General features: G+C 60.5%; 24 protein-coding genes, 1 tRNA gene and 1 pseudogene. 18 read left to right on the forward strand and 8 right to left on the reverse strand.

All coding sequences use genetic code 11. The features are described from left to right. Positions 1-39 precede the first annotated feature (39 nt). The 9 genes from carA to ABD837_RS20110 all read left to right on the forward strand — a co-directional run bounded on the left by carA (position 40) and on the right by ABD837_RS20110 (position 8,096). On the forward strand, positions 40-1,119 hold the full coding sequence (gene carA, locus ABD837_RS20070) for a glutamine-hydrolyzing carbamoyl-phosphate synthase small subunit (protein WP_345058173.1): 1,080 nt from the start codon (positions 40-42) through the stop codon (positions 1,117-1,119). Positions 1,120-1,211: 92 nt separating this feature from the next. Next, positions 1,212-1,580 (forward strand): hypothetical protein, encoded by a 369-nt coding sequence (locus tag ABD837_RS20075; protein ID WP_345058175.1) that lies wholly within the window; start codon positions 1,212-1,214, stop codon positions 1,578-1,580. 34 nt (positions 1,581-1,614) lie between these two features. Next, a complete protein-coding gene (locus ABD837_RS20080; protein WP_345058177.1) occupies positions 1,615-1,905 on the forward strand; it encodes a GIY-YIG nuclease family protein in 291 nt (96 codons plus the stop codon). A gap of 103 nt (positions 1,906-2,008) precedes the next feature. Further along, the gene (carB, locus tag ABD837_RS20085) at positions 2,009-5,239 is read left to right on the forward strand and encodes a carbamoyl-phosphate synthase (glutamine-hydrolyzing) large subunit (protein ID WP_345058179.1); all 3,231 of its coding nucleotides are present in this window, start codon (positions 2,009-2,011) and stop codon (positions 5,237-5,239) included. A gap of 34 nt (positions 5,240-5,273) precedes the next feature. Further along, positions 5,274-5,549, forward strand: a complete 276-nt coding sequence (locus tag ABD837_RS20090; RefSeq protein WP_345058181.1) for a hypothetical protein — start codon at positions 5,274-5,276, stop codon at positions 5,547-5,549. A 5-nt stretch (positions 5,550-5,554) separates the two neighbouring features. Beyond that, positions 5,555-5,959: a hypothetical protein gene (locus ABD837_RS20095; RefSeq protein ID WP_345058183.1), complete on the forward strand. Its 405-nt coding sequence runs from the start codon at positions 5,555-5,557 to the stop codon at positions 5,957-5,959. 51 nt (positions 5,960-6,010) lie between these two features. Continuing rightward, a complete protein-coding gene (locus ABD837_RS20100) occupies positions 6,011-6,184 on the forward strand; it encodes a hypothetical protein (protein WP_345058185.1) in 174 nt (57 codons plus the stop codon). 312 nt (positions 6,185-6,496) lie between these two features. Next, positions 6,497-7,072 carry a hypothetical protein gene (locus ABD837_RS20105; RefSeq protein WP_345058187.1) on the forward strand — a complete coding sequence of 192 codons (576 nt, stop codon included), beginning with the start codon at positions 6,497-6,499 and terminating at the stop codon, positions 7,070-7,072. 79 nt (positions 7,073-7,151) lie between these two features. Next, positions 7,152-8,096 carry a Rossmann-fold NAD(P)-binding domain-containing protein gene (locus ABD837_RS20110; RefSeq protein WP_345058189.1) on the forward strand — a complete coding sequence of 315 codons (945 nt, stop codon included), beginning with the start codon at positions 7,152-7,154 and terminating at the stop codon, positions 8,094-8,096. A 166-nt stretch (positions 8,097-8,262) separates the two neighbouring features. On the opposite strand, the gene ABD837_RS20115 is transcribed toward ABD837_RS20110, so the two are convergent. Continuing rightward, positions 8,263-8,335, reverse strand: a tRNA-Lys gene (locus tag ABD837_RS20115). Between the two features lie 325 nt (positions 8,336-8,660). Here ABD837_RS20115 and ABD837_RS20120 point away from each other — a divergent pair. The 3 genes from ABD837_RS20120 to ABD837_RS20130 all read left to right on the forward strand — a co-directional run bounded on the left by ABD837_RS20120 (position 8,661) and on the right by ABD837_RS20130 (position 10,896). Then, positions 8,661-9,179, forward strand: coding sequence for an SH3 domain-containing protein (locus tag ABD837_RS20120; RefSeq protein ID WP_345058191.1), 519 nt, complete (start codon positions 8,661-8,663; stop codon positions 9,177-9,179). 135 nt (positions 9,180-9,314) lie between these two features. Next, positions 9,315-10,139, forward strand: a complete 825-nt coding sequence (locus tag ABD837_RS20125; RefSeq protein WP_345058193.1) for an MOSC domain-containing protein — start codon at positions 9,315-9,317, stop codon at positions 10,137-10,139. A 91-nt stretch (positions 10,140-10,230) separates the two neighbouring features. Then, positions 10,231-10,896, forward strand: coding sequence for a DUF2461 domain-containing protein (locus ABD837_RS20130; RefSeq protein WP_345058195.1), 666 nt, complete (start codon positions 10,231-10,233; stop codon positions 10,894-10,896). A gap of 170 nt (positions 10,897-11,066) precedes the next feature. Here the strand turns inward: ABD837_RS20130 and ABD837_RS20135 are convergent, their stop codons facing one another. Further along, on the reverse strand, positions 11,067-11,690 hold the full coding sequence (locus tag ABD837_RS20135) for a deoxynucleoside kinase (RefSeq protein ID WP_345058197.1): 624 nt from the start codon (positions 11,688-11,690) through the stop codon (positions 11,067-11,069). 130 nt (positions 11,691-11,820) lie between these two features. Between ABD837_RS20135 and ABD837_RS20140 the strand changes: the two genes are divergently transcribed. Continuing rightward, entirely contained in the window at positions 11,821-12,249 is a 429-nt protein-coding gene (locus ABD837_RS20140) for a hypothetical protein (RefSeq protein ID WP_345058199.1), read from the forward strand. A gap of 33 nt (positions 12,250-12,282) precedes the next feature. Here ABD837_RS20140 and ABD837_RS20145 read toward each other — a convergent pair whose 3' ends face one another. Then, positions 12,283-12,624 carry a hypothetical protein gene (locus tag ABD837_RS20145; RefSeq protein ID WP_345058201.1) on the reverse strand — a complete coding sequence of 114 codons (342 nt, stop codon included), beginning with the start codon at positions 12,622-12,624 and terminating at the stop codon, positions 12,283-12,285. 140 nt (positions 12,625-12,764) lie between these two features. On the opposite strand from ABD837_RS20145, the gene ABD837_RS20150 reads away from it, so the two are divergent. After that, positions 12,765-13,298: a GNAT family N-acetyltransferase gene (locus tag ABD837_RS20150; protein ID WP_345058203.1), complete on the forward strand. Its 534-nt coding sequence runs from the start codon at positions 12,765-12,767 to the stop codon at positions 13,296-13,298. 129 nt (positions 13,299-13,427) lie between these two features. Further along, entirely contained in the window at positions 13,428-13,658 is a 231-nt protein-coding gene (locus ABD837_RS20155; protein ID WP_345058205.1) for a CDGSH iron-sulfur domain-containing protein, read from the forward strand. Positions 13,659-13,811: 153 nt separating this feature from the next. Here the strand turns inward: ABD837_RS20155 and ABD837_RS20160 are convergent, their stop codons facing one another. Next, positions 13,812-16,463, reverse strand: a complete 2,652-nt coding sequence (locus ABD837_RS20160) for a T9SS type A sorting domain-containing protein (RefSeq protein ID WP_345058207.1) — start codon at positions 16,461-16,463, stop codon at positions 13,812-13,814. Positions 16,464-16,545: 82 nt separating this feature from the next. Further along, positions 16,546-17,226, reverse strand: coding sequence for a hypothetical protein (locus ABD837_RS20165; protein WP_345058209.1), 681 nt, complete (start codon positions 17,224-17,226; stop codon positions 16,546-16,548). A 289-nt stretch (positions 17,227-17,515) separates the two neighbouring features. Here ABD837_RS20165 and ABD837_RS20170 point away from each other — a divergent pair. After that, positions 17,516-17,707 (forward strand): annotated as a pseudogene (locus tag ABD837_RS20170) (CDGSH iron-sulfur domain-containing protein); the annotation flags it as partial. Between the two features lie 17 nt (positions 17,708-17,724). Here ABD837_RS20170 and ABD837_RS20175 read toward each other — a convergent pair. The 3 genes from ABD837_RS20175 to ABD837_RS20185 all read right to left on the reverse strand — a co-directional run bounded on the left by ABD837_RS20175 (position 17,725) and on the right by ABD837_RS20185 (position 20,714). Continuing rightward, complete coding sequence (locus tag ABD837_RS20175) at positions 17,725-19,137, reverse strand: S8 family peptidase (RefSeq protein ID WP_345058211.1); 1,413 nt, start codon at positions 19,135-19,137, stop codon at positions 17,725-17,727. 163 nt (positions 19,138-19,300) lie between these two features. After that, on the reverse strand, positions 19,301-20,338 hold the full coding sequence (locus ABD837_RS20180) for a hypothetical protein (protein ID WP_345058213.1): 1,038 nt from the start codon (positions 20,336-20,338) through the stop codon (positions 19,301-19,303). A 121-nt stretch (positions 20,339-20,459) separates the two neighbouring features. Beyond that, entirely contained in the window at positions 20,460-20,714 is a 255-nt protein-coding gene (locus ABD837_RS20185; RefSeq protein WP_345058215.1) for an acyl-CoA-binding protein, read from the reverse strand. A 188-nt stretch (positions 20,715-20,902) separates the two neighbouring features. Between ABD837_RS20185 and ABD837_RS20190 the strand changes: the two genes are divergently transcribed. Continuing rightward, positions 20,903-22,192: an amidohydrolase family protein gene (locus ABD837_RS20190; RefSeq protein WP_345058217.1), complete on the forward strand. Its 1,290-nt coding sequence runs from the start codon at positions 20,903-20,905 to the stop codon at positions 22,190-22,192. A gap of 183 nt (positions 22,193-22,375) precedes the next feature. Further along, positions 22,376-23,719, forward strand: a complete 1,344-nt coding sequence (locus ABD837_RS20195; protein ID WP_345058219.1) for an APC family permease — start codon at positions 22,376-22,378, stop codon at positions 23,717-23,719. Positions 23,720-23,743: the final 24 nt, after the last annotated feature.

The raw sequence follows: 23,743 nt of genomic DNA on the forward strand, positions 1-23,743 counted from the left end.
GCCCCACCGGGGAGGGGGCTAGGGGGTGGGGTTACCCATATGAACCAAGTAAAACTCATCCTCGAAGACGGCACCTCCATCTCCGGCGAATCCTTCGGCGCCTTCACCTCCGCCGCCGGCGAAGTCGTATTCAGCACGGCCATGACGGGCTATCCCGAAAACCTCACCGACCCGTCCTTCGCCGGCCAGATTCTGGTGCTCACCACCCCCATGGTGGGTAACTACGGCGTGCCCGGTGAGGAGCTTTACGAGTCGATTTCCAGGATTTTCGAGTCCGACAAAATCCATATTGCCGGGCTGGTGGTGAACTACTACTCCGAGGAGCACAGCCACTGGAACGCCGCCAAAAGCCTCGGCGACTGGCTGAAGGAGTACAACATTCCTGGCATCTGCGGCGTCGATACCCGCATGCTCACCAAGAAGCTGCGCGAGAAAGGCGCCATGCTGGGCAAAATCGTGGCCGAAACCGACGTGCCCTTCCACGACCCCAACCTCGACAACTTGGTGGCGCAGGTGAGCCAGCCCGGCGTGGAGCACTTCGGCAGCGGCCAGCACAAAATCGTGCTGGTGGATTGCGGCACCAAAACCAACATCATCCGCTGCTTCTTGGAGCGCGACGTGGAGCTGATTCGCGTGCCCTGGGACTACGATTTCACGACCCTCGACTACGACGGCCTGTTCCTGAGCAATGGCCCCGGCGACCCCAAAATGTGCGAACCCACAATCCGGCACCTGCAAAAGGCCCTGGCCCAGGACAAGCCCATTTTCGGCATCTGCCTGGGCAGCCAACTCATGGGCCTGGCGGCGGGCGGCGACACCTTCAAGCTGAAATACGGCCACCGCAGCCACAACCAGCCCGTGAAGCTCACCGGCACCCAGCGCTGCTACATCACCAGCCAGAACCACGGCTTCGCGGTGGACACCGAAACCCTACCCGCCGAATGGCAGATGCTGTTCGAGAACCTGAACGACGGCACTTGCGAAGGCATTAAGCACACGTCCAAGCCGTTCTTCTCCACCCAGTTTCACCCCGAGGCCGCTGGCGGCCCGGAGGATACGGAGTTTCTGTTTGATGACTTTTTGAAAGCGGTGGTGGAGTATAAAAGAACGACGAAATAAGTACGGCCGAAAAAGAACGTCATGCTGAGCGGAGCGCAGCGAAGTCGAAGCATCTCTACCGCTTCGTTGAATTCCCAATTTTGAGTTTAACAATGAACGCTCAAGAATATAAACGACGGAGAGAAGGATGGAATGTTCTCGACTTCAGCACGCTCGACGTAACGCGGAAATATCTTGCTGAAAGTGGCCGAATACAATTGGCAGAAAGCATCAATAATATTCTGGCTAACAATGGAATCGATAAACCAGACTTACACAATAGCATCGCCGGTCAGCAAGCGGATTATTACACCGTCAATCTGCCTTTCGAAGATGTGAAATCAATTGTCTGGATGTTTGGCGATATGGAAGTTGGCGCACTTGATGATGATTATGGAACAACTCCTGCTGCATCGTTTCATGCTTCAATGTTGGATAAATGGAATGAGTTGATTCTCCATCAAGGTGGCGATGGCGCTTAATCAGGTTTGATATGACGTTCAAAATAAACCCAATATGTACGTCTACATCCTGACTAATCAAACCCAAACCGTTTTGTACATCGGCGTCACCAACGACCTCAAGCGGCGACTTTACGAGCACAGCAGCGGCCGGGGCGACGCAGGGAAATTTACCGGAAGGTATCAGGCTGATTTGCTGGTGTACTTTGAAATAGCGCCCGATGCAACGCAGGCCATTGCGCGGGAAAAGCAGTTGAAAGGCTGGACGCGGCGGAAGAAAGATGCGCTGATTAGTGCGTTTAATCCGACTTGGAAAGCCATTGATTTAGAGACATGGGAAGGCTGACCCCTACGAATTCAACGAAGCGGTAGAGATGTTTCGACTCCGCTGCGCTCCGCTCAACATGACGTTCTGATTGCTCCTGTCAATCTGTTACCCAACCCTTAGAATGAACAAACCCAACAAAGTACTCATCCTTGGTTCCGGCGCGCTGAAAATTGGCGAGGCCGGGGAGTTCGATTATTCCGGCTCGCAGGCCCTCAAGGCGCTGAAGGAGGAAGGCATCCGCACCATCCTCATCAACCCCAACATTGCCACCGTGCAGACCTCCGACGGCATGGCCGACGACGTGTACTTCCTGCCCGTGACGCCCTACTTCGTGGAGGAAGTCATCAAAAAGGAGCGACCCGATGGCATTCTGGTGGCCTTTGGCGGCCAGACGGCCCTGAATTGCGCCGTGGCCCTGTACCGCGCCGGCGTGTTCGAGCAGTACAACGTGCAGGTGCTGGGCACGCCCGTGCAGAGCATCATCGACACCGAGGACCGGGAGATTTTCAAGGTCAAGCTCGACCAGATTGGCGTGCTCTCGGCCCGCAGCGTGGCCTGCACCAGCATGGCCGAGGCCCTGGCCGCCAGCGAAACCATCGGCTTCCCCATCATCGTGCGGGCCGCGTTTGCGCTGGGCGGGCTGGGCAGTGGCTTCGCCAACAACATGGACGAGCTGCGGGCCCTGGCCCGGCAGGCGTTCACGACTTCGGACCAGATTCTGGTGGAAGAATCGCTGAAGGGCTGGAAGGAAGTGGAGTACGAAGTGGTGCGCGACCAGTTTGATAACTGCATCACGGTCTGCAACATGGAGAACTTCGACCCCATCGGCATCCACACCGGCGAGAGCATCGTGGTGGCCCCGTCGCAGACGCTGAGCAACCGCGAGTATCACAAGCTGCGCAGCATCGGCATCAAAACCATCCGGCACCTGGGCATCGTGGGCGAGTGCAACATTCAGTACGCCCTAGACCCCGTTTCCGAAGATTACCGCGTGATTGAGGTGAATGCGCGCCTCTCGCGCTCGTCGGCGCTGGCCTCGAAAGCGACGGGCTACCCGCTGGCCTTCGTGGCCGCCAAGCTGAGTTTGGGCTACTCGCTGGCCGAGCTGAAGAACAGCGTGACGCAGACGACGTCGGCCTTTTTCGAGCCCGCCCTCGACTACGTGGTGGTGAAGCTGCCGCGCTGGGACCTGGGCAAATTCTCGGGCGTGAACCGCCAGATTGGCTCGGCCATGAAGAGCGTGGGCGAGGTGATGGCGATAGGAAAATCCTTCGAGGAAGCCATTCAGAAGGGCCTGCGCATGCTCGATACCGGCAAGCGCGGCTTCGTGGCCAACCGGCCCGAAAACATCGAAAAAGACACGATTGATAAGCTCCTGAGCGAGCCGAACGAGGAGCGCATCTTCGCCATCAACAACGCCTTCGAGGCCGGCTACACGCTGGAGCAGGTACACCAGTTGACGAAGATTGACCACTGGTTTTTGCAGCGCCTGTTCACCATTTTCGAGTTGGGCCAGCGGCTGGCCGCCGGCCGCGCCGTGGGCCTGGATTCGTTGGAAACTAAGTTGTTGCGCGATGTGAAGAAAGCCGGTTTCTCGGACCAGCAGATTGCCGTGCAGCTGCTGGGCGAGGGCGATGTGAAGGCCGACGAGCTGCGCGTGCGCGCCCGCCGCAAGGCCCTGGGCGTGCTGCCCGTGGTGAAGCAGATTGACACGCTGGCGGCCGAGTTTCCGGCCAAAACCAACTACCTCTACACCACCTACCACGGCACCGAAAACGACCTGGACCGCGAAACCGCGAAGTCCATCGTGGTGCTGGGCTCGGGCGTGTACCGCATCGGCTCGTCGGTCGAGTTCGACTGGTGCGGCGTGCAGGCCGTGCAAACGGCCGCTGAGGAGGGCTACAAAACCATCCTCATCAACTACAACCCCGAAACCGTTTCGACCGATTACGACGTGAGCGACCGGCTCTACTTCGAGGAACTGAGCTTCGAGCGGGTGATGGACATTCTGGATTTCGAGCAGCCCGGCGGCGTGATTCTGAGCACCGGCGGCCAGATTCCCAACAACTTAGCTACCCGCCTCGAAGAAGCCCACGCGCCCATTCTGGGCACCACGGCGGCGCATATTGATGAGGCCGAGAACCGCCACAAGTTCAGCAGCATCATGGACGAGCTGGGCATTGCGCAACCCCGCTGGAAGGAGCTGACCTCGCTGGAGGCCATGAATGAGTTCGTGCGGGAAGTGGGCTACCCGGTGCTTGTCCGGCCGAGCTACGTGCTGTCGGGCGCGGCCATGAACGTGGTTTCTAACACCTTCGAGTTGGAAGAATTCCTGAAAGCGGCCAAGGAAGTCAGCGCCGAATACCCGGTGGTGGTGTCCGAATTCATGCAGGAAGCCAAGGAAATCGAGCTGGACGCGGTGGCTGACAAGGGCGAAATCGTGAGCTACGCCATTTCCGAGCACGTCGAGTTTGCCGGCGTACACTCCGGTGACGCCACCATGTACTACCCGCCCCAAAAGGTGTACGTAGGCACCATCCGCAAGCTCAAAATCATTGCCGAAAAGGTGGCCAAGCGCTACGAAATCAGCGGCCCGTTCAACATCCAGTTCCTGGAAAAAGACGGCGCCATCAGCGTGATTGAGTGCAACCTGCGCGCCTCGCGCAGCTACCCTTTCGTGTCGAAAATCTCGGGTAACAACCTCATCAAAAAGGCCACCCAAGTGCTGCTGGGCAAACAAGTAGCCCGCGACGAAAGCGAGCGGGTCTACGACCTGCCCTTCGTGGGCGTGAAGGCCCCGCAGTTCTCCTTCACCCGCCTGCCCGGCGCCGACCCGGTGATGCGCGTCGACATGGTGAGCACCGGCGAAGTGGGCTGCCTGGGCGACACCGCCGAGGAAGCCCTGTTGAAATCGATGCTGAGCGTGGGCTATAAAATCCCCGCGAAAACGGTGCTCATTTCCGGCGGCCCCATCCAATCGAAAGTGGCACTACTCTCCGCCACCGAGCTGCTGGTGAAGCGCGGCTACCAGATTTACGCCACCCAAGGCACCCACCGCTTCTTCGCCGAAAACAACGTGCCCTCAAGCCTCCTTTTCTGGCCCGACGACATGCAGGAACCCAACGTGGTGACGTATCTAAAGGAAAAGAAAATCGACCTGGTAATTAACATCCCGAAAAACCTCTCGAAAGGCGAGCTGGACAACGACTACAAAATCCGCCGCACCGCCGTGGATTCCGGCGTGCCGTTGCTGACAAATGCGCGGCTGGCGCGGGCGTTTATCCAGGCCTTCTGCACGCTGGAGATGAAGGATTTGAAGATAAAGAGCTGGAATGAGTATAAGGCGATGTAGCGCGGGCTTTGTAGTACGCGTATAATTCAACATTATGCAAAGCACAGATTTGCCGGAGCGCTGGAAACTGAAGCTCCAAGAGTATCTGGTTGCGAAAGGAAGCACTAAGCCCGAAAAGCTTAGTGCTTCTGAATTCTCGTCAGAAACTTCTGTCAACATCCGATTTGAAGATGATTCGCATGTCGAATACAGATACGCTTTTGTAATTAAAGCGCCTGAGTTTCGAGAAGTCGCCGTTTTCACAGAGCACTGCGGCTATCACATCTTCCCGCTTTACGATGGACTAGAATTAATTATTACTTCGAACTGAAAATAATGCAGCCTTACCCTGACCCCGAGCCAAGAAGTTTCGCGCAATGGTGCAGGGATTTGGGAATAACCAGTGAAGGAAGAATTTGGCCAGACAATCAGATTATGACTTATCTGGAATTCTGCTATCTACCTGAAACAACGCTTAGAAAGGTTAGCGAGGGTAATTTATATGGTTCTTGGCGGCAGTACGGCGACATATACGGTGAAGCCAGAACGGTCAAAGAATGGCTGGATGATATTGGCTGGCATATTGTTGAACCGACCGAAGACGATTTGAAAGACCTGAATTTATTCCTAGGTCATGATGAATTCTGGGAATGGAGTAGTGGCAGAATAGAACAAGACGCCAAGGACTCGGAAGGAATCAGTCTGTTTGAAAAGATAAAAAACCTCTTCGCCAAGAAGTAAATTTTGACTTCAGCAACTCGCGGACTCTCGAAGTCCACGCTACACCTCACTATGAAAAACTTCACCTCCTTCGCCGATGCGGGCGACTACAAAGCCCTGTTGCAGCAAGCCCTGGCAATTAAGGCCAACCCCTACGGCCACCTGCACATCGGGCGTAGCAAGACGAACACACGGCTGCCCCTGAAACCGAAGAAGCCCCCGATGTATGAATGCCAAGGGCTTTGAAGAAGGCAAGGCACCCAATTCTCGGTAAGCTGATTGCAAGTGGTGCTACGAAGCAGTTAGAGCAACTTATGATTCAGAGCCAATCATTTGAAAGTACATCCGATGTGTAAAGTCAGATTATTTAAGTCGGCGTATTATATTTTATTACATATATAATGATTTTATTCTTTACTTTTCGAGTATACCTTGCGCTGGCAACGCATGAAGGCAGTTAATTGGGTGTCGCGTTAATGGCATTGCTAGTTTGCAACTACTCCGGGCACCTGGGTTAGCAACTGAACTTCTTTTTCACCCTTTTTACCTTTCCTACGCATGAAAACAATCACTCTCTTTCTTGCGGCCTGCGTGGCATCGGCAGCAGCTTTCGGCCAAGGCAGCACCGGCGTACAAGGCCATTATGAGCAGGACGCTTTTATTGGCCCGGACAACCTGAAAATGACAGGGCAAAACGTGACGTTGGTCAGCGACCCCAAACTGACCAACGTGGTTTGGATAGAACATCTGCTGCCCGGCGGCCGGCTAAAGGCAATAGTCCACACCAAAGGGGACGAAAAAGTCATCTATGCCATTCCAGCGCAGAGAGATGGTGCTTACCAGGTTGACATGGGCTGCGTGGTGTATGACCTGGAGGATAAAAAAATTGTTATATCCTTAAACAACAAGGATAATTGCTATGGCATGAAGCAGAGCGACTACGACAGCGGGGTGGCCATTACCAACGGCCAGATAAAAGCCGGCGGCGTGGAAATTAGCGGTAAGAAAGGCATTAAGCCCCCTGGTGCTCAAATAGGTAATGGTGGCATCAAAGTCAATACCAAAGCGGTGATGGCGGGCGTGCAATACATTGGCCACAAGCCCGGCGCAAAATCCAGCAGCTCGGATGACTAAAACGTTGTTGAAAAAGTAATCCAATTGGCTTGTGCGGTCAGATTAACGACGGCACAAGCCAGTTTTCGTATTAATCAAGATGAAAAACTTCACCTCCTTCGCCGATGCGGGCGACTATAAAGCCCTGTTGCAGCAAGCCCTGGAAATCAAGGCCAATTCCTACGGCTACCAGCACATCGGGCGCAACAAAACCGTCGGCCTCATCTTCTTCAACCCCAGCCTGCGCACCCGCCTCAGCTCGGTGAAGGCGGCCTACAACCTGGGCGCGCAAGCTTGGGTGCTGAACGCCGGAGCCGACTCCTGGACCCTGGAAATGGCCGACGGTGCGGTGATGAACGGCGGCACCCAGGAGCACATCAAGGACGCCATCGCGGTGATGAGCCAGTACTGCGACGTGCTGGGCGTGCGCACGTTTCCTACCCTCAAAGACAAGGCCGAGGACTACGGTGAGGTCGTGTTCAACAAGATTCTGCAATATGCTACGGTGCCCGTTATCAGCCTGGAAAGCGCCACGCTGCACCCGCTGCAGTCTTTCGCCGACCTCATCACGGTGGCCGAAACCAAGCAGAAGGAGCGCGTGAAAGTGGTGCTCACCTGGGCGCCGCACGTGCGCGCCCTGCCCCAGTGCGTGCCCAATTCCTTCTGCGACTGGTTCTCGGAAATCGATTGGGTCGACTTCGTCATCACCCACCCGGAAGGCTACGAGTTGGACCCCAAGTTCACCAAAGGCGCCCGCATCGAATACGACCAGAAGAAAGCCCTGGAAGGTGCCGACTACGTGCAGGCCAAAAACTGGAGCAGCTACCGCGACTACGGCCAGGTGCTCGGCAACGACCCCGCCTGGATGCTCACCCCTGACCACATGGCCCTCACCGACAGCGCCAAATTCCTGCACTGCCTGCCCGTGCGCCGCAACGTGGAAGTGTCCGACGCCGTGCTCGACGCGCCCGGCTCGCTCATCATCCAAGAAGCCGGCAACCGCACTATTTCTATGCAAACCGTGCTGCATGAGCTGCTGAAGTAAGCAACTCATGTGTTAGTGTAAGAAGGCCCCGCAGAAACAAGCTCTGCGGGGCCTTATTCGGTTTAGGCAATTTCATAAAGACTGCGGCCACAAAGCCTGTGCAACCTGACCTATCGCGTGGCAAAGAAAAAGCCCCAACCTGTTTCCAGATTGGGGCTTTTTGCTGTGATCCCGCTGGGATTCGAACCCAGGACCCGTACATTAAAAGTGTACTGCTCTACCAGCTGAGCTACAGAATCGGTACCTTGTACCTTGGAAGGGCGTTTCCTTCTTTGGTGGCACAAAAGTAGTACGGCCTTCCGGATTACACAACTCTGCCTGCAAAAAAAGTCTTCTCTCCTTATCGTGCGCGCCCTTTTTCTCCTCTTAATCATCCTGCCTTTCTGCAGCTTGGGTGCAAAACCTGGAGCAAAAAAAAAAATAACCACTGCAGCTTCTGCCATCACTCCAGCACCTGCCCAAGCCGATTCATTGTTTGCTGTTGGCCGATATGCGGCAGCTTTTCCCGGCTATCGGGAGCTGGTGTGGCAAAAGAAGCGTGCCTCGCCCGAGTTGCTGTTAAAAATGGCCTATGCTCAGCAGCAGCTAGGCCACTACCCGGCCGCGCTGCTCTACCTAAGCATGGCCCAGGCGCGGCAGCCGCGGGTGCGTACCTGGCAGCAGCTGGCTTCGCTGGCCGCCCAGCACCGGCTGGTGGGCTATCCCAATACCTGGCAGCAGGAGCTGCGGGTGCAGGCCCAGCGCTATTACTACCCGGGGCTGCAGGTGTTGTTAGCAGGGGCTGTGGTGGCCGCCGTGGGGTTGCTGTTGCGCCGCCGGGGACGCGGTCCCTGGGTGGCTTTCGCTGCTTACCTGGTGTTGCTGGCGGCGTACCTGCACCTGCTTCGCCCGGCGCCGGCGGGGCTGGTGTCGCGGGCGGGTGCTGCCCTCATGGCCGGGCCAGGAGCCAGCTCCGCTTGGCTAAGCACGGCTGCGCTCGGCGACCGCCTGCCCGTGCTGGGGCGCGAAGACATCTGGTACCGCGTGCAGTGGCAGCAGCGCGTAGCCTATGTGCGCGCCACCGACCTGCTAGTGGTAGAGTAGAGGCTTGGCAGGTTGCACTGAAAAGCAGGTTGATAGGGGCGCCTGCTACCGCTCAAGCCCACTTACCAAGCCCGGCCTCCACTATTCTACCACTCCACGAACCCACTACTCCGCTGCCAGGCCTATTTTTGCGCTATGCCCACCGCTCTCTCCCTTACTGGTCTGTACTTATACCCTGTGAAATCGCTCGGAGGCTACGCCGTGGCCGAAGCCGAAGTCACGGCCCGCGGCCTGCGCCACGACCGCCGCTGGCTGCTTGTAGACGAGCGTAACCGCTTCCTGACGCAGCGGCAGCACCCGGAGTTGGCGTTGTTGACGTTGGCCCCGGCTTACAACGGCTTCCTGATTTCGCATAAGCAACGGCCCGAGCTGCTGCCGCTGTTCATTCCTTTTGCCGCGCAGCCCGACCGCACCCTGTTCGTGACGGTGTGGGACGATATTCTGTGGGCCTGGCGCGGGGCGACTGAGGCCGACGAGTGGCTAAGCGAAGCCCTGGGCCGCCCCTGCCGCCTGGTGTACATGTCGGACATGGTGCGGCGCGATGTAGAGCCGGAGTTTAACCCCGACGGCCAGCTGGTGAGCTTTGCCGATGGCTACCCCTTCCTGCTGGCTGGTGAGGCCGCCCTGGCCGACCTCAATACCCGCCTAACTGAGCCCGTGCCGATGAACCGCTTCCGGCCCAACCTGATATTTGGCGGCGGCCACGCGTACGAAGACGATACCTGGGAGAAGTTCCAGATTGGCGACGTGACGTTTCGGGCCGTGCGGGGCTGCGGGCGCTGCGTACTCACCACCATCGACCAGCAAACGGCGCAGAAGAACCCGTTGGGCGACCCGCTGCGCACGCTGGCTACTTACCGCAAGACTGAAAACAGCACCCTGTTTGGCCAGAACGTAACCGGGCCCGGCCGCGGCCACCTGCGGGTAGGGGATGCCGTGACGGTACTAAGCCGCAAGTAGCGCCCGGCCACTACCCAGGCAGCAAGCAACTCCCGCCGCACCGGCCGCGTTGGAAGATGCCGCGCCCGCTTTCGGCCGCGCTATTTGTGTAATGGAACTGGATTACCTGCTCGATTTTATGGCCCGGCTGGCGGCCAACAACACCACTGCCTGGATGGCAGAGCACCGCCCCGACTACCAACGGGCCCGCGCCGCCTGCACCGAGCTGGTGCGCCAGGTGCTGGCCCGCGTGGCAACTACTGATGCCGACCTGGCCGACCTCATGCCCAGCGATGTGATGTTCCGCCTTCACAAAAACGACCGCAGCCAGCGCGACCCCGAGCCTTACAAGCGCCGCATGGGCGCTGGCCTGAAGCAAGGTGGCCGCCATGCCCCGCGGGCGGGCTACTTCATCGCCATTCAGCCGGAAGGGCGCAGTTGGCTGGGCGCCGGCACCTGGTGGCCTACTGCGGAAATGCTGGGCGCCATCCGGCAGGAAATCCACTACAACCCTGACGAATTTCATCGGCTGCGGCAGGCGCCGGAGCTGCTGCACCACTTCCCGACGGGGCTCGATACTACGGGACCGCAGCTCACACGCCCGCCGCGGGGCTACGCTGCCACCGACCCCGATGTCGCCTGGCTTAAGCTAAAGACGTTCGGAGCAGGGAAATTTTACGCCGATGATGCAGTATTAGCCTCGGGCTTCGTGGACCAACTGGTAGCCGACATTGCGGCGGCAAGGCCACTGGTTGATTTCTTCAACGAAGCACTGTGAGGCGTTGGGCGTTGGGCGTTGGAATAAATAAAAAAGAACGTCATGCTGAGCTTGTCGAAGCATCTCTACCGCGTAACTAATCCTTCGATTGAGTTTACTGCGGCGGCAGAAATGCTTCGACAAGCTCAGCATGACGTTGTGTTTAATCCGTCAGCGTTTAAATCAGTCCCTTAAAACAGGCCGTACAGCGTATTATCAATCTTCTCGATAATAGTACCCAGGTCTTCAGGGTTGCGCACGTAGTCGAGTTCGTTCACGTCGATGATGAGGCTACGGCCAGCGCTGTAGGTGCCAATCCACTTTTCGTAGTGCTCGTTGAGGTTTTTGAGGTACTCGATGCTGATGGTATTCTCGTAGTCGCGGCCGCGCTTATCAATCTGGCCGATGAGCTTGGGCAGGTCGGCGCGCAGGTAGAGCAGCAGGTCGGGCGGGGCCACGAGGTCGACCATCGACTCGAACAGGGCGTAGTAGTTGTTGTAGTCGCGGGTTTCGAGCAGGCCCGACTCGTGCAGGTTGGCCGCGAAGATGTGGGCATCCTCGTAGATGGTGCGGTCCTGGATGATGCCCTTGCCGGACTTCTGCAACTCCTTGATGAGTTGCGTCTGGCGAAAGCGGCCGTTCAGGAAGTACACCTGGAGGTGGAAGGCCCAGCGGGGCATGTCGTGGTAAAAATCCTTCAGGTAAGGATTGTCATCAACGTCTTCCAAAAAAACTTCCCAGCGGAAATGTTGAGCTAACTTGTGGGCCAGCGTGGTTTTACCGGCCCCGATGTTGCCGACAATGGCAATGTGCATGTGCTGCGAACGAAAAAGGTACTAAATAGCAGAACCCCAAAGATAGTAGCCCATGGCTGTTGGGCAGCAGACTGATAAACCTTTTTGCTGCAGTTGAATTGTATTGATTATTAACTGAATTATTCCGTTTATGGTCGTAACCGATACCCAACCTGTTCTTGTGGTGGCTGACCGTTACGGTGCGCCACTGGCCGACTTTTACTACCTCGCCGAAGGTGCGATGCTTTACGTGCATTGGCACGGCAACCTGACGGCCGAGGAAGTAGTGCGGGCCGTGAGCGAGGGCTCGAAACTGCTAGGTGCGTATTCCTACTCGCGGGTGCTGAACGACAAGCGCGACACCAGCGGCGACTGGAGCGATGCCCTGCCCTGGCTCGAATACGAGTGGCTGCCGCAGGCAGTAACCCGTGGCGTCCGGGCCATTGCGTACCTGCTCTCGCCCGATTTGGAATCGCAGATAGTAAGCCAGGAATTTATGGATGCTATCAGCCGGCAGCTGCACACCGCCCTCTTTCTGCAGGAAGAGCCGGCGCGGCAATGGCTGCTCCTGCAGCAATAGGGTCGTCGAGGCCCCGTTACTCGGAGAAGGCTTTCAGGCCGCGGGGGCTACGCAGGGTGCGGAATTCGCCCCGAAAGGCCCGGGTGCGCAGGCGCTCTTCAAGGCTGGTTGAGGCGGGCCCGCGGTTGACCATAGGGCGGCGTTCCACTGGCAACCCTCGGCGCGGGTGGCCAACACGAATCGCTCGCAGGTTTCGGGCAGCTGCTCGGCCCGGGCTTGCCCAAGGCCGATAGTGATTGGGAGCAGGTGCTGCTGCACCGGGTCGTTTTCGGTGGGGCCAGCGGTGGCTTGGACCGCGGCGGGCCGGTGGGTCGTGAGGCGGGCCCCAACGAGGTCGCCGTACCGGGGCGTAGCAGCCAGTGTGCCAAGGAACATAGTATGGCGGTGGGTTTCATTCAGATTAAGCAGAGAAAAGAGCCGAATGCGACGTGTTAACGCAAAGAGCTAGCCAGCCGTATCAGGGTGAGCCGGCCGTTTTCGGTTTTTTCGCCGCAATTTCGTGTTTTACCGCTAGTATGACTTCTGACGCTCCCGCCGCGCCGCCGCGCATCGAGCCCGCCACGCTCACCGACATTCCCACCATTATTCGGCTGGCCGAGGCCACCTGGGAGCCTACCTACCGCTTCATCATTTCGGAGGAGCAGCTGGAATACATGTACCGGGTGATTTACTCGCCGGCCGCCCTGAAGCGGCAGATGGCGGAGCAACAGCACCAGTTTTTGGTGGCCTACGTGGAAGGTGAGCCGGCCGGCTTTGCCTCGTTTTCGCCGCAACCCGCCGAGGCCGGGGCCGACGGTGCCACCGGCTACAAGCTGCACAAGATTTACGTGCTGCCCACCCGCCAGGGCCAGGGCCTGGGCCAGCACCTCATCGAAGCCGTGGAAAACGCCACCCGCACCGCCGGCGGCCACTACCTCGACCTGAACGTGAACCGCTACAACCCGGCCATTGCCTTCTACGAGCGGCGCGGCTTCGTGCGCCAGCGCGAGGTAGACGTGCCCATCGGCCCGTATTTCATGAACGATTACATCATGCGGAAAGCGCTGTAGTTTGTCATCCTGAGCTTGCGAAGGACCTAATCATGCGAGAACTGCCTGTGCTAGCGTGACAAGATTCTTCGCAAGCTCAGGATGACAATCACCAATCAAAACACCCCATTCAAAACCCAACCCTCCAACATGGCCATCAAACTCACCGTCCTCTCTAATGGCTCCCTCCGCGTAGAGGGTGAAAACATCGAACTAGTGGACGCCCAGGGCCAGCCCTACGGCCTCGGCGGCCGCGAGCGCATCAGCATCTGCCGTTGCGGGCTCTCCAAGCAGAAGCCGTTCTGCGACGGCTCGCACAAGGGCCACTTCGAGCACGATGCTACAGCCTTTGACTTGCCCGCGCCCAAACCGGCTTTGTAAGCAGCACTAAAGCACAAAAAGCCCGTTGAACTGTTGTTCAGCGGGCTTTTTGTGCTTTACCTATTCGAGGTAGGGTGCGGGGCTTGCCCCCGCACGTCGTTGAACGACTTGCGGCTGAATCGTTCAACGACGGGCGGGGGCAAGCCCCGCACCCTACTCCACCACCAACCGGTGGGTGAGCTCGCCGCAACGCACCAAGTAGGTGCCGGCGGGCAGCCCGCGCAGGTCCAGCACGGCCTCGGCGCCAACTGGTGCGGGGTACTGGCGCACCAGCCGGCCCAGCGCATCGCTCAGCGTCAAGGGCTGGCGGGCGGTGCCAGCGGGCAGGCGCAGCGTGGCCGTGCCGTGGGCCGGGTTGGGGAAGATTTGAGCGGCGGGCGTGGCGGCCGTGGCTTTGGTGGCCAGGGGTGCGCTGGGGTTGTAGATGCCAAAACCCACCATAGCCTTGCTGCTGTCGCCGGTGGCACCGAAAGAACCATGAACGTATATTTTACCAGTTGACCCAATGACCAGATTGTCCACATAGTCGTTCGTGCCGCTGCCCAGCGGGCTCCAAGCCGTGCCGTTCCACTGGGCCACGTTGTTGGCCGCCACGCCGCCAGCCTGTGCGAAGAAGCCGCCCGCGTACACGTCCCCGTTGCCGGCCACCGCCAGCGTGAGAATAGCGCTGCTCAAGCCGCTGTAATTCACGACGACGCCAAAGCCCGCCCCCAACGGGTTCCAGGTCGTGCCGTTCCACCTGACTACGTTGCTGCCTACCGCGCCACTGGTCTGCGTGAAGAAGCCGCCCGCGTACACGTCCCCGTTGCCGGCCACCGCCAGCGCGTTAACCCCGTCGTTCATACCACTGGATGGTCCCGCTCCCAGCGAACTCCAGGCCGTGCCGTTCCACCGGGCCACGTTGTTGGCTGCCACTCCGCCGGCCTGCGTGAAGTACCCGCCCGCGTACACGTCCCCGTTGCCAGCCACCGCTAGTGCGGTGACCTTGCTGAATCCGCCGAGGTACGGGCTGGTGGATATGCCCGTGCCCAGGCTGCTCCAGGCCGTACCATTCCACCGGGCCACGTTGTTGGCCGCCGCGCCGCCGGCCTGCGTGAAGTACCCGCCCACGTAGACGTCCCCGTTGCCGGCCAAAGCCAGCGTGTACACGGCTTGGTTCACGCCATTGGCCAGCCCTACGCCCAGTGCGCTCCAAATCGAACCGTTCCACTTGGCCACGTTGTTGGCCGCCACGCCACCGGCTTGCCTAAAAAGGCCGCCCGCGTACACGTCCCCATTGGCAGCCACCACCAGCGCGTTAATTTTGTCTGATATAGAGGGCATGCCGCTGCCTAATGGGCTCCAGACCGCACCGTCCCACTTGGCTACTCCGGAGGCCGACGCGTCGCCAGCCTCAGTGAAATTGCCGCCCGCGTACACGTTCCCGTTGCCAGCCACCGCCAACGCGTAGCTTTGGGAGAAATTATCAGTATTCAGGCCGTTGTTTCTGCCGCTGGCCAGCGGGCTCCAAGCCGTGCCGTTCCACTTGGCTACCCTGGTGGCCACCGTACCGCCAGCCTGGTTGAAATTACCGCCCACGTACACGTCCCCGTTGCCGGCCACGGCCAGCGCGTTGATGTATTGGCTCACGCCGTTGCTCGTGCCCGTGCCCAGGCTGCTCCAAGCCGTGCCGTCCCACCGGGCCACCCGGTTGGCTGCTACACCGCCAGCTACCGTAAAGTTGCCACCCGCGTACAGGTCCCCGTTGCCAGCTAGGGCCAATGTGGGAACACCGACGTTCATGCCATTGGCTGTGCCCGTGCCCAGACTGTTCCAAGCTGCGCCGTTCCACTTGGCCACAAAGTTGGCTGCCAAGCCGCCGGCCTGCGTGAAGAAGCCGCCCGCGTACACGTCCCCGTTGCTGGCTACCACCAGCGTACGTACCTCGTTGTTCATGCCGTTGTTCGTGCCTGTGCCCAAGGGGCTCCAGGTCGTGCCGTCCCACCGGGCCACCCGGTTGGCCGCCACGCTGCCGGCTTGTCTAAAAAGGCCACCCGCGTACACGTCCCCGTTGCCGGCCACGGCCAATGCGGTAACGCTGCTATCCAAGCCGTTGGCCGTGCCCGTGCCCAGGCTGCTCCAGGCCGTGCCGTTCCACCGGGCCACGTTGTAGGCCACCACGTCGCCGGCCCGCGTGAAGTACCCGCCCGCGTACACGTCCCCGTTGCCAGCCACCGCCAGCGAGAAAACCGTGTTGTTTATGCCGTTGGCCGTGCCCGTGTCCAGCGGGCTCCAAGCTGCGCCGTTCCACTTGGCCACCCGGTTGGCCGCCGCGCCGCCAGCCTGCGTGAAGAAGCCGCCCGCGTACACATCTCCGTTGCCAGCCAAGGCCAGCGCGGTAACAGCGCCGCTCACACCGTTGGCTGTGTTCGTGCCCAGCGGGCTCCAGGCTGTGCCGTTCCACTTGGCCACCCGGTTGGCGACTACATTGCCAACGGTCGTAAAGGTCCCGCCAATGTAGATGTCAGTTCCAGAACGAAGCACGGCATCGACCGTACCGTTGGTGCCATTCAGCCCAAACCCGTTCTGCCACCGCTCATCCCCAGCCCCCAGCGCCCCGGCCGGCCGGAACACCGGCCGCCCATTCGGCCCCGTGCGCATTCGAAACGCGCGGGCATCGAACGAGCCAGTGGCCCCGGCCTTCAGGGTACCGTCGGGGTTAAGGGCCTCGGCCAGCGGGCGGCCCGTGGTGGACGGCGCAAGGGCCGTGGCCGAGCCGCACAGGCTCAGCAGCAACAGCAGCCCCGAGAGTAGTAATTGCTTCATGCGATGCAAACAGGTGGAAGTGGAAAGAAAAAATCCCCGGCCCGTTGGGCCAGGGATTCAAAGATAGGACTGCCGTGCTCTGCTATGCCTTCGCCGAATCTGGCTTAGGCCCGTGGCCGGCATCCACGATGATGCGGGCCTTTTTGTACTGCGCCACCAGCTCGGGCAGGTCGTCCACCAGGTTCGGCACCCGCACATCCAGGCGCTTGAGGGCCGTGCGCGCGGCGCCCAGCGAAGCCACCGACTGCTCGCGCAGCGTGGCCGCCGCCGTAGTGGCCTGCCGCGGTGTCCCCACCAACGGTTCGAAGGCCGCGATTTTAGCATCCAGGGCCGCTACCTGCGCGGCCGTCACCCGCTCCTCGGCCAGGGCGGCGGTGCGGGCCAATGCCACCGTGTGCAGCGCCCGCAGCGTTTTCACCTGCGTCAGGTCGCGGAGTTCATCGAGCGAGGTACGGGTGTAAGCCGCCAGCGGAGCCAACGCCGGGTCGGGCGCGTCGAGCTGCAAGGCCTTGAGGCCCCGCAGCACCGGCATGGCCGCGTCCAGCACCGCCACTTCGGCCAAATCCTTGGCACTGGTGTAGCCGGTGCTACCGCCCGCGGCCAGCGTGGTGGCCTGCGTGCCGGCCTGGCCCAGGGCCGCGTCCAGCGCCTCAAAGTCGGCCACCATCTTCGCATACAGCGGGGCCCACTGCGGGCGCGCGCCGGCCAGCAGCTCGCGCACGTTCAGCGCCATACTTTCAAAATTAACCTGCTCGTCTGTCATGGGTAAAAGGTTGTGGAAAAGTGAAGAAAGGATTAACGCCCTGAACATACGCATTATTCTATTCCTTCCCGCCGTTCGTGGCCCCCAACACCGGGTAGCACGCACCGAGCAGGCGTTCGCACAACCCAAGTAGCACTTCGTCGGCCCCGAGTAGGATTTCGTGTAGCCCGACCTCTTAGTCGTCTCCTCCAAATAGGAAGTAGTTCGATCCAAGCAGGATTTTGTTTAGGCCAGGCACCGTTTCGTCACCCGCCCCTCCTACCCCGCCGCCCGGCGCAGCTGCGGCCCCAGCATCTGCCGCTGCGGGCTCTCCAAGCAGAAGCCGTTCTGCGACGGCTCGCACAAAGGCCACTTCGAGCACGACGCTACAGCCGTTGGCCTGCCCGCGCCCAAGCCGGCGATGGAGCTTGAAAATCGACTCAACACAAAAAACGCCCGCTTTTCAGCGGGCGTTTTTTGTTGGGAAGCGTCGGCCAGATAGTGCCGAAGGAGCGAAGCTTAGAAACCGCTCACGTTCAGGCGGCCGCCGGTAACGCACTTGCCAGCCAGCGAAGCCGTCGGCGTGGCGCTGTTGAGGATGGCTGCCTTGATGGTGGCAGCGCTGGAGCCGGGGTGCGTGGAAGCATACAGAGCTACTGCGCCCGATACGTGCGGCGTCGCCATCGACGTGCCATTGTAGGACTCGTAAATGTTGAAGGCCGTGCTCGACCAGATGCCCGAGCCAGGAGCGCCGATATCCACGGTGGTGGCACCGAAGTTCGAGAAGGACGACTTAGCGCCCGTCGAGGTAATGGCGGCTACGGCAATAACGTTGGCCTGGGGCAGGTTGGACGGGAAGCTGGCCACGGCATCGTTGTTATCGCCCACGCCATCGCTCCCGCCGTTGCCGGCAGCGGCAATGAAGAGGATGTTGGCGGTGTTGGCGCGGTCCACGGCGTCGGAGAGGGCCTGCGAGAAGCCGCCACCGCCCCAGGAGTTATTGCTGCCCACGATGTTCATGCCGTGGCGCGATTTCAGGTCGTTGAGGTAGTCAACGGCTTTCACGGCGTTGGCCGTGGTACCGCCGCGCCGGCCCAGAAACTTGCAGGAAATGAGGGTGACGTTCCAGTTCATGCCGGCCACGCCCTGGCCGTTGTTGGCTTTGGCGCCGATGGTGCCCGATACGTGGGTGCCGTGGTCGTCGGTGCCGCCGCTGCTGCCACCGTCGTAGATGGTGTTGTTGTTGCCGTCGAAATCCCAGCCGTGAATATCATCTACGTAGCCGTTGCCGTCGTTATCGATGCCATCGGCTGGGTCAAATGGATTGGTCCACACCTGGCCCTGCAGGTCGGGGTGGGTGAACTGAACGCCTTCGTCGATGATGCCCATCACCACCGAAGCCGAACCGGTGTGCCCGGCGGCCCAGGCCGTAGCGGCTCCGCTGCCGTACTGGTTGGCCGGGGAAGTAGTGGCGCCGTACATGCCCCACAAGGAACCATCGGTGAACTTGGGGTCCGTTGAAACGGCTTGGTGGGTGTAGATGAAGTTGGGCTCGGCGAACTCAACGTCGGAATCTTTCAGGCGGCCGATGGCTTCGAGGGCCACCAGCGGGGTGCGCACCACCAGCAGGGCTTCGCTTTCGCCGGCCCGCTGCATGGCCTTGGTCAGGATTCTTTCGCTGACCTCACCGCTGATGCGGGCCAGGGCGGCGCTCCTGGCACTCACCGACGTGCCGTTTTTAAATTTTACCAGCACTTCATTGGCTACGTAGTCGCGGCCGGGCTGTCCCAAAGCTGCTGCATCTGCCGAAGCCGAGGCGGCAGTAGGCGCCGGGGTTTCCGGGTTCTTTTCGCAGCTCGCCAGCGAAAAGGCGCCCAACAGGGCCGCGCCCATCAAAAATTTACCTGGAAATGGCGTGTTTTTGTTTTTCATAAACGGGATTAGATGAAGAGGTGGCAAATATTCCCACCTCTACCCCGCTTTTCATTAATAGGTTCACTATTTGTTTGCATTTTTTGCAATAAATCGCAAACAAATTAAAATTATTATAACGAACCTTTATGTTTTTCTATTGATGAGCTGCGAAAGATGGACCCTACGCAGCGGGCTTGAAACTGGCGCCCAACATTAGCCAAAGATTTTGGCGCACAATGTCGCCCATGCCGTCGCACTTGTCGAATGCCTGCGTGTGATGGTAGCGATTGAGCTCGGCCTTGAGTTGGGCCACTTTCTCGGGCGGGGCCAGGTCGTGGCAGCGCATGGCTGCGAGCAGGTCGCGCAGGCGATGGCGGTCGGCGCGGGCGCGGCGGGCCATCAGGGCACGCTCTTCGGCCTGGTACTGGCGCAGGGTTTCGGGCTTGATGTGGCGGGCGCACATGGCCACCACTTCCCCGTTGTCCTTGAAAAACTGGGGCAGGTACATGGCCCGGCGGCCCTCGTAGCTCTGCTGGTCGAAGTCGATGGCCCGCACCCGGTACTGCTCGTCCTCGAAGTCGGGCGTCACGGCGATGACGTAGTTGTAGGCCCGCATGTCGCCCAGCAGCCGCACAAAGCAGCGCTCGTTGAACTTCACGAATTCCTTGGCAATGCGCACCTGGTTAAGCTGCGGCTGATTGAGGTGCTTTTTGATGAAGTCGTCGCCGGGAATGCCCACAATGTGCTCCTCAATCAGCGTGTCGCCGCTCACCAGAAAGTTCATGGAGTTGGGCGAGAGCAGGTGTTCCAGCTCCAGCCCATAGAGGCGCGAGGCGTCGGCCCGCTTCACGTAGAAGTAGTCGTAGTTGTCGTTGAGCTGGTTGACGATGCGCACCCGAAACGGCTGCGAATTGCCAAACTCGCAGTAGTCCACCCGGTCGGCCACGAGGTGCTCCATAAAGCTCAGGTCGCCGGCCGTTTTTAGCTGCGCGTACACCTCCGTCAGGCCCTGGCTAAGCTCGCGCAGGGCCTGGGGCTCGTAGTACACGGTTTGCCAAAGCGTGTCGGTGCCCGTGCGGTCGAGCAGCGCAAACGAGCCCGTGAACTGGCGCAGCTCGGCGTAGGTAACCGACAGGGCCGTGTCGCGGTCGTAGTCGCGCAGGTACTGGCGCAGCTCCGGCGTGATGGGATATGGCGGCTTTTTGCGGGAAATTTCCATTTTAATGTGAGAAGGTGATGAATGTGGAAAATAAGAAAATGAATTATCCGAAACCTGTTTTATAAACTGAATCAGCAAATTCGATTTTCACATTCCCACATTCAGCATATTCTCACATTAATTACCCGACCAGCCCGTTCACTAGCTCGACGTATTGCTGGCGGGCGGCTTCCTTGCTGGTGCCCTGCAGGCCTTTCCAGGCGTCGTACTTGGCAATGGTTTTGAAGTCGAACCCGCCGGGGCGGTCGCCGGTGGTGTCGCCTTCGGTGGCTTGCTTGTAGAGGGCGTAGAGCTGGAGCAGCACCATGTTGCTGGGCTTGGTAGGCAGTTGCAGCGAGCGTTGGCTGGCAGCTTCGAATTCGGCTTGCGTGGTCATGTTGGTAAAATTGGGAGTTGATGGAAGTATGAAGCAACTATGAAACAACACAAAGAACGTCATGCTGAGCTTGTCGAAGCATCTCTACCGCAATACTAAAATCGGTTAGTAGCGCAGTAGAGATGCTTCGACAAGCTCAGCATGATGTTCTTTTGTTTCCCTAACCCAATCCTACGCTCACTCTCCTCATGCGCCCAACCCCTACACTCCTCCTGGCGCTGCTGCTAGCCGCGCCGGCCGCCTTCGCTCAGAAAACCCTGCTGCACTGCGGCCGCCTGCTCGACGTGCGCAGCGGCAAGCTGCTCAGCCAGCAAACCATCGTGGTCGAGAAAGACCGGATTACGGCCGTACAGGCCGGCTACACCGCCGCCAGCGGGCCCCAGGACAAAGTCATCAACCTCGAAAACCGCACCGTGCTGCCCGGCCTCATCGACTGCCACGTGCACATGGAATCGACGCCTAACCGCAACAACTTCCGCGAAGGCTTCACGCTGAACCCGGCCGATATTGCCTTTCGGGCCCAGATTAACGCGCTAACAACGTTGCGTGCCGGCTTTACCACCGTGCGCGACTGCGGCGGCTCGGGCGTGAACACCAGCCTGCGCAATGCCGTGGCCCAGGGCCTGGTGCCGGGGCCGCGCATTTACTCGGCGGGCATGGCCATTTCGGCCACCGGTGGGCACATGGACGAAACCGATGGCCTGAACGAAGACCAAATTGAGAAAGCCGGGCACCCCATCAACCTGGCCAACGGGCCCGACCAGTGCCGCCAAGCCGTGCGCGAGCAGTTCAAACGCGGCGCCGACCTCATTAAAATTGCCAGCACCGGCGGCGTGCTCGACCTGAGCAAGGACGGTACCGGCGCGCAGTATTCGGAAGAGGAAATCCGGGCCGTGGTGGAAACGGCCCGCGACCTGGGCCTGCGCGTGGCCTGCCATGCCCACGGCGCCGAGGGCATTAAGCGGGCGGTGCGGGCCGGCGTCACGAGCATCGACCACGGCTCGCTGATGGACGACGAAGCCATTAAGCTGATGGCCAAAACCCGCACCTGGTACGTGCCCACGCTCATCGCCGGCAAGTCGGTAGCCGACACCGCGCGGCTGCGGCCGGGCTACTTCCCGCCCGTTATTGCCCGCAAGGCACTGGATGTGGGCACCAAAATGCAGGGCACCTTTAGCCGGGCCAACAAGGCGGGCGTGCGCGTGGCCTTTGGCACCGACGCCGGCGTATTTCGCCACGGCCAGAACGCCCGCGAGTTCGGCTACATGGCCGAAGCCGGGATGTCGCCGCTCGAAACCATTCGCACCGCCACCCTCAACGCGGCCGAGCTGCTGGGCGAAACGGCCGATTTAGGGTCGCTCGAAGCCGGCAAGTTTGCCGACATCGTGGCGTTGGACGGCGACCCGCTCCAGGATATTTCGGCGATGATGCGCCCGGTGTTCGTGATGAAGGCCGGCGTGGCTTACCGCCAGGAGTAACGCTTCACTTAGAAGAAGGAGCAATGAGCAATGAGCAATGAGCAATGAGCAAAAAAACGTCATGCAGAGCGGAGCGAAGCATCTCGCGTGCGGTACGTGCGGTAGTAAACCAATCGTAAGATTTAGTGACTACACGCGAGATGCTTCGCTCCGCTCTGCATGACGTTTTTACTATCCCCATTCGTGCCCCCCAATCCCGCTCCCCCACCCCGCGCTTCTCCGTTGCGCCGCTTGGTAGGCTTGGGCTTCACGCTGGCGGTAGCTGTGGGCGGCACGGCTGGCACCGGCGTGCTCAGCAGCCCCGGCGAGCTGGCGCGGGGGCTGGGCGGGCCCGGGCCAGTGCTGGCGCTGTGGGTGGTGGGCGGCCTCTACACCTTACTTGCGGCCAACACCCTAGCCGAGCTGGCGGGCCGCCTGCCGCAGGCCGGCGGCTGGTATGGCTACGCCGAGGCTGCGTTTGGCGAATTTCCGGCCGTGGCAGTGGCCTGGGCCGACTGGACAAGCAGCTGCGTAACCGGCGCCCTGGTGGCCCTGTTGCTGGGCCAATACCTCGCGCCGCTTCTGCCCCTGGCCGTGCCGGGTGGCCCGCGCCTGCTGGCCGCGCTGGCGGTGCTGGTGCTGGCCGCAGTGCAGGCGCGCGGGCTCCGTGAAGGCAGCCAAGCCCAGGAAATAACGGCCGGCGTGCTGCTGCTGGGCGTGGTAGGACTGCTGGCGGCCAGCGTGGCGTTGCCTGCAGCTACTGTAGCCATCCCGCCCGCTTCGGTGCCAGTAGCGGGCGGGCTGACAGCGGCCGCGCTGGTGGCAGGCCTGCAGGTGGTGGTGTTTGCCTACGACGGCTGGTATGCCCCCATTTATTTCGCCGAGGAAACGCCACAACCGGGCCGGACGCTGTCGCGGGCACTGGTGGGTGGCGTGGCAGCCGTACTGGTGCTGTATTTTGTGCTGAACGCGGTGCTGTTGCGGGTGCTGCCGTTTGCGACTATCCAAACAACCAGCTTGCCCCTGGGAGAGCTGGCCGCGGCATTGGCCGGTCCTGTGGGCCGCCGACTGGTGCTGGGCCTGGGCGTGGTGGCCATGTTGGGGGTGCTGAACTCGGTGCTGCTGATGGCCACGCGGGTGTTGTTTGCATTGGGCCGGGCGGGGCAGCTGCCGGCCGGGCTGGCCCAGGTGCACGCGGGCGGCACGCCCCGTTCGGCGCTGGGCGCAGCCACCGTCCTGACCCTCGCGCTGCTGGCCACCGGCACAGTAGAGGCCCTCGAAGCCGTGACGGCGGTGCTGTTTGTGGGCTACTACGTGGTGGGCTTCGCCGCGCTGTTCCGGCTGCGGCGGCAGGGGCCGGTGCCGCCCGGCAATTACCGCGCCTGGGCCCACCCCTGGAGTACGGGCCTCCTGGTAGCGCTGTCGGTGGGGTTCCTGGTCCTGAATGTGGTGGCGGACTGGGCCCACGCGCTGGTGGCCGTGGGCCTGGTAGCGGGGGCCTGGCCGCTGTGGCGCTGGGCGCGGCGCGGGACATCGGCAGCGGCTTAAGCTAAGCTCGTCCGCAACCTCCGC

Source organism: Hymenobacter glaciei, assembly GCF_039539585.1.
In the GTDB taxonomy this organism is placed as follows: domain Bacteria; phylum Bacteroidota; class Bacteroidia; order Cytophagales; family Hymenobacteraceae; genus Hymenobacter; species Hymenobacter glaciei.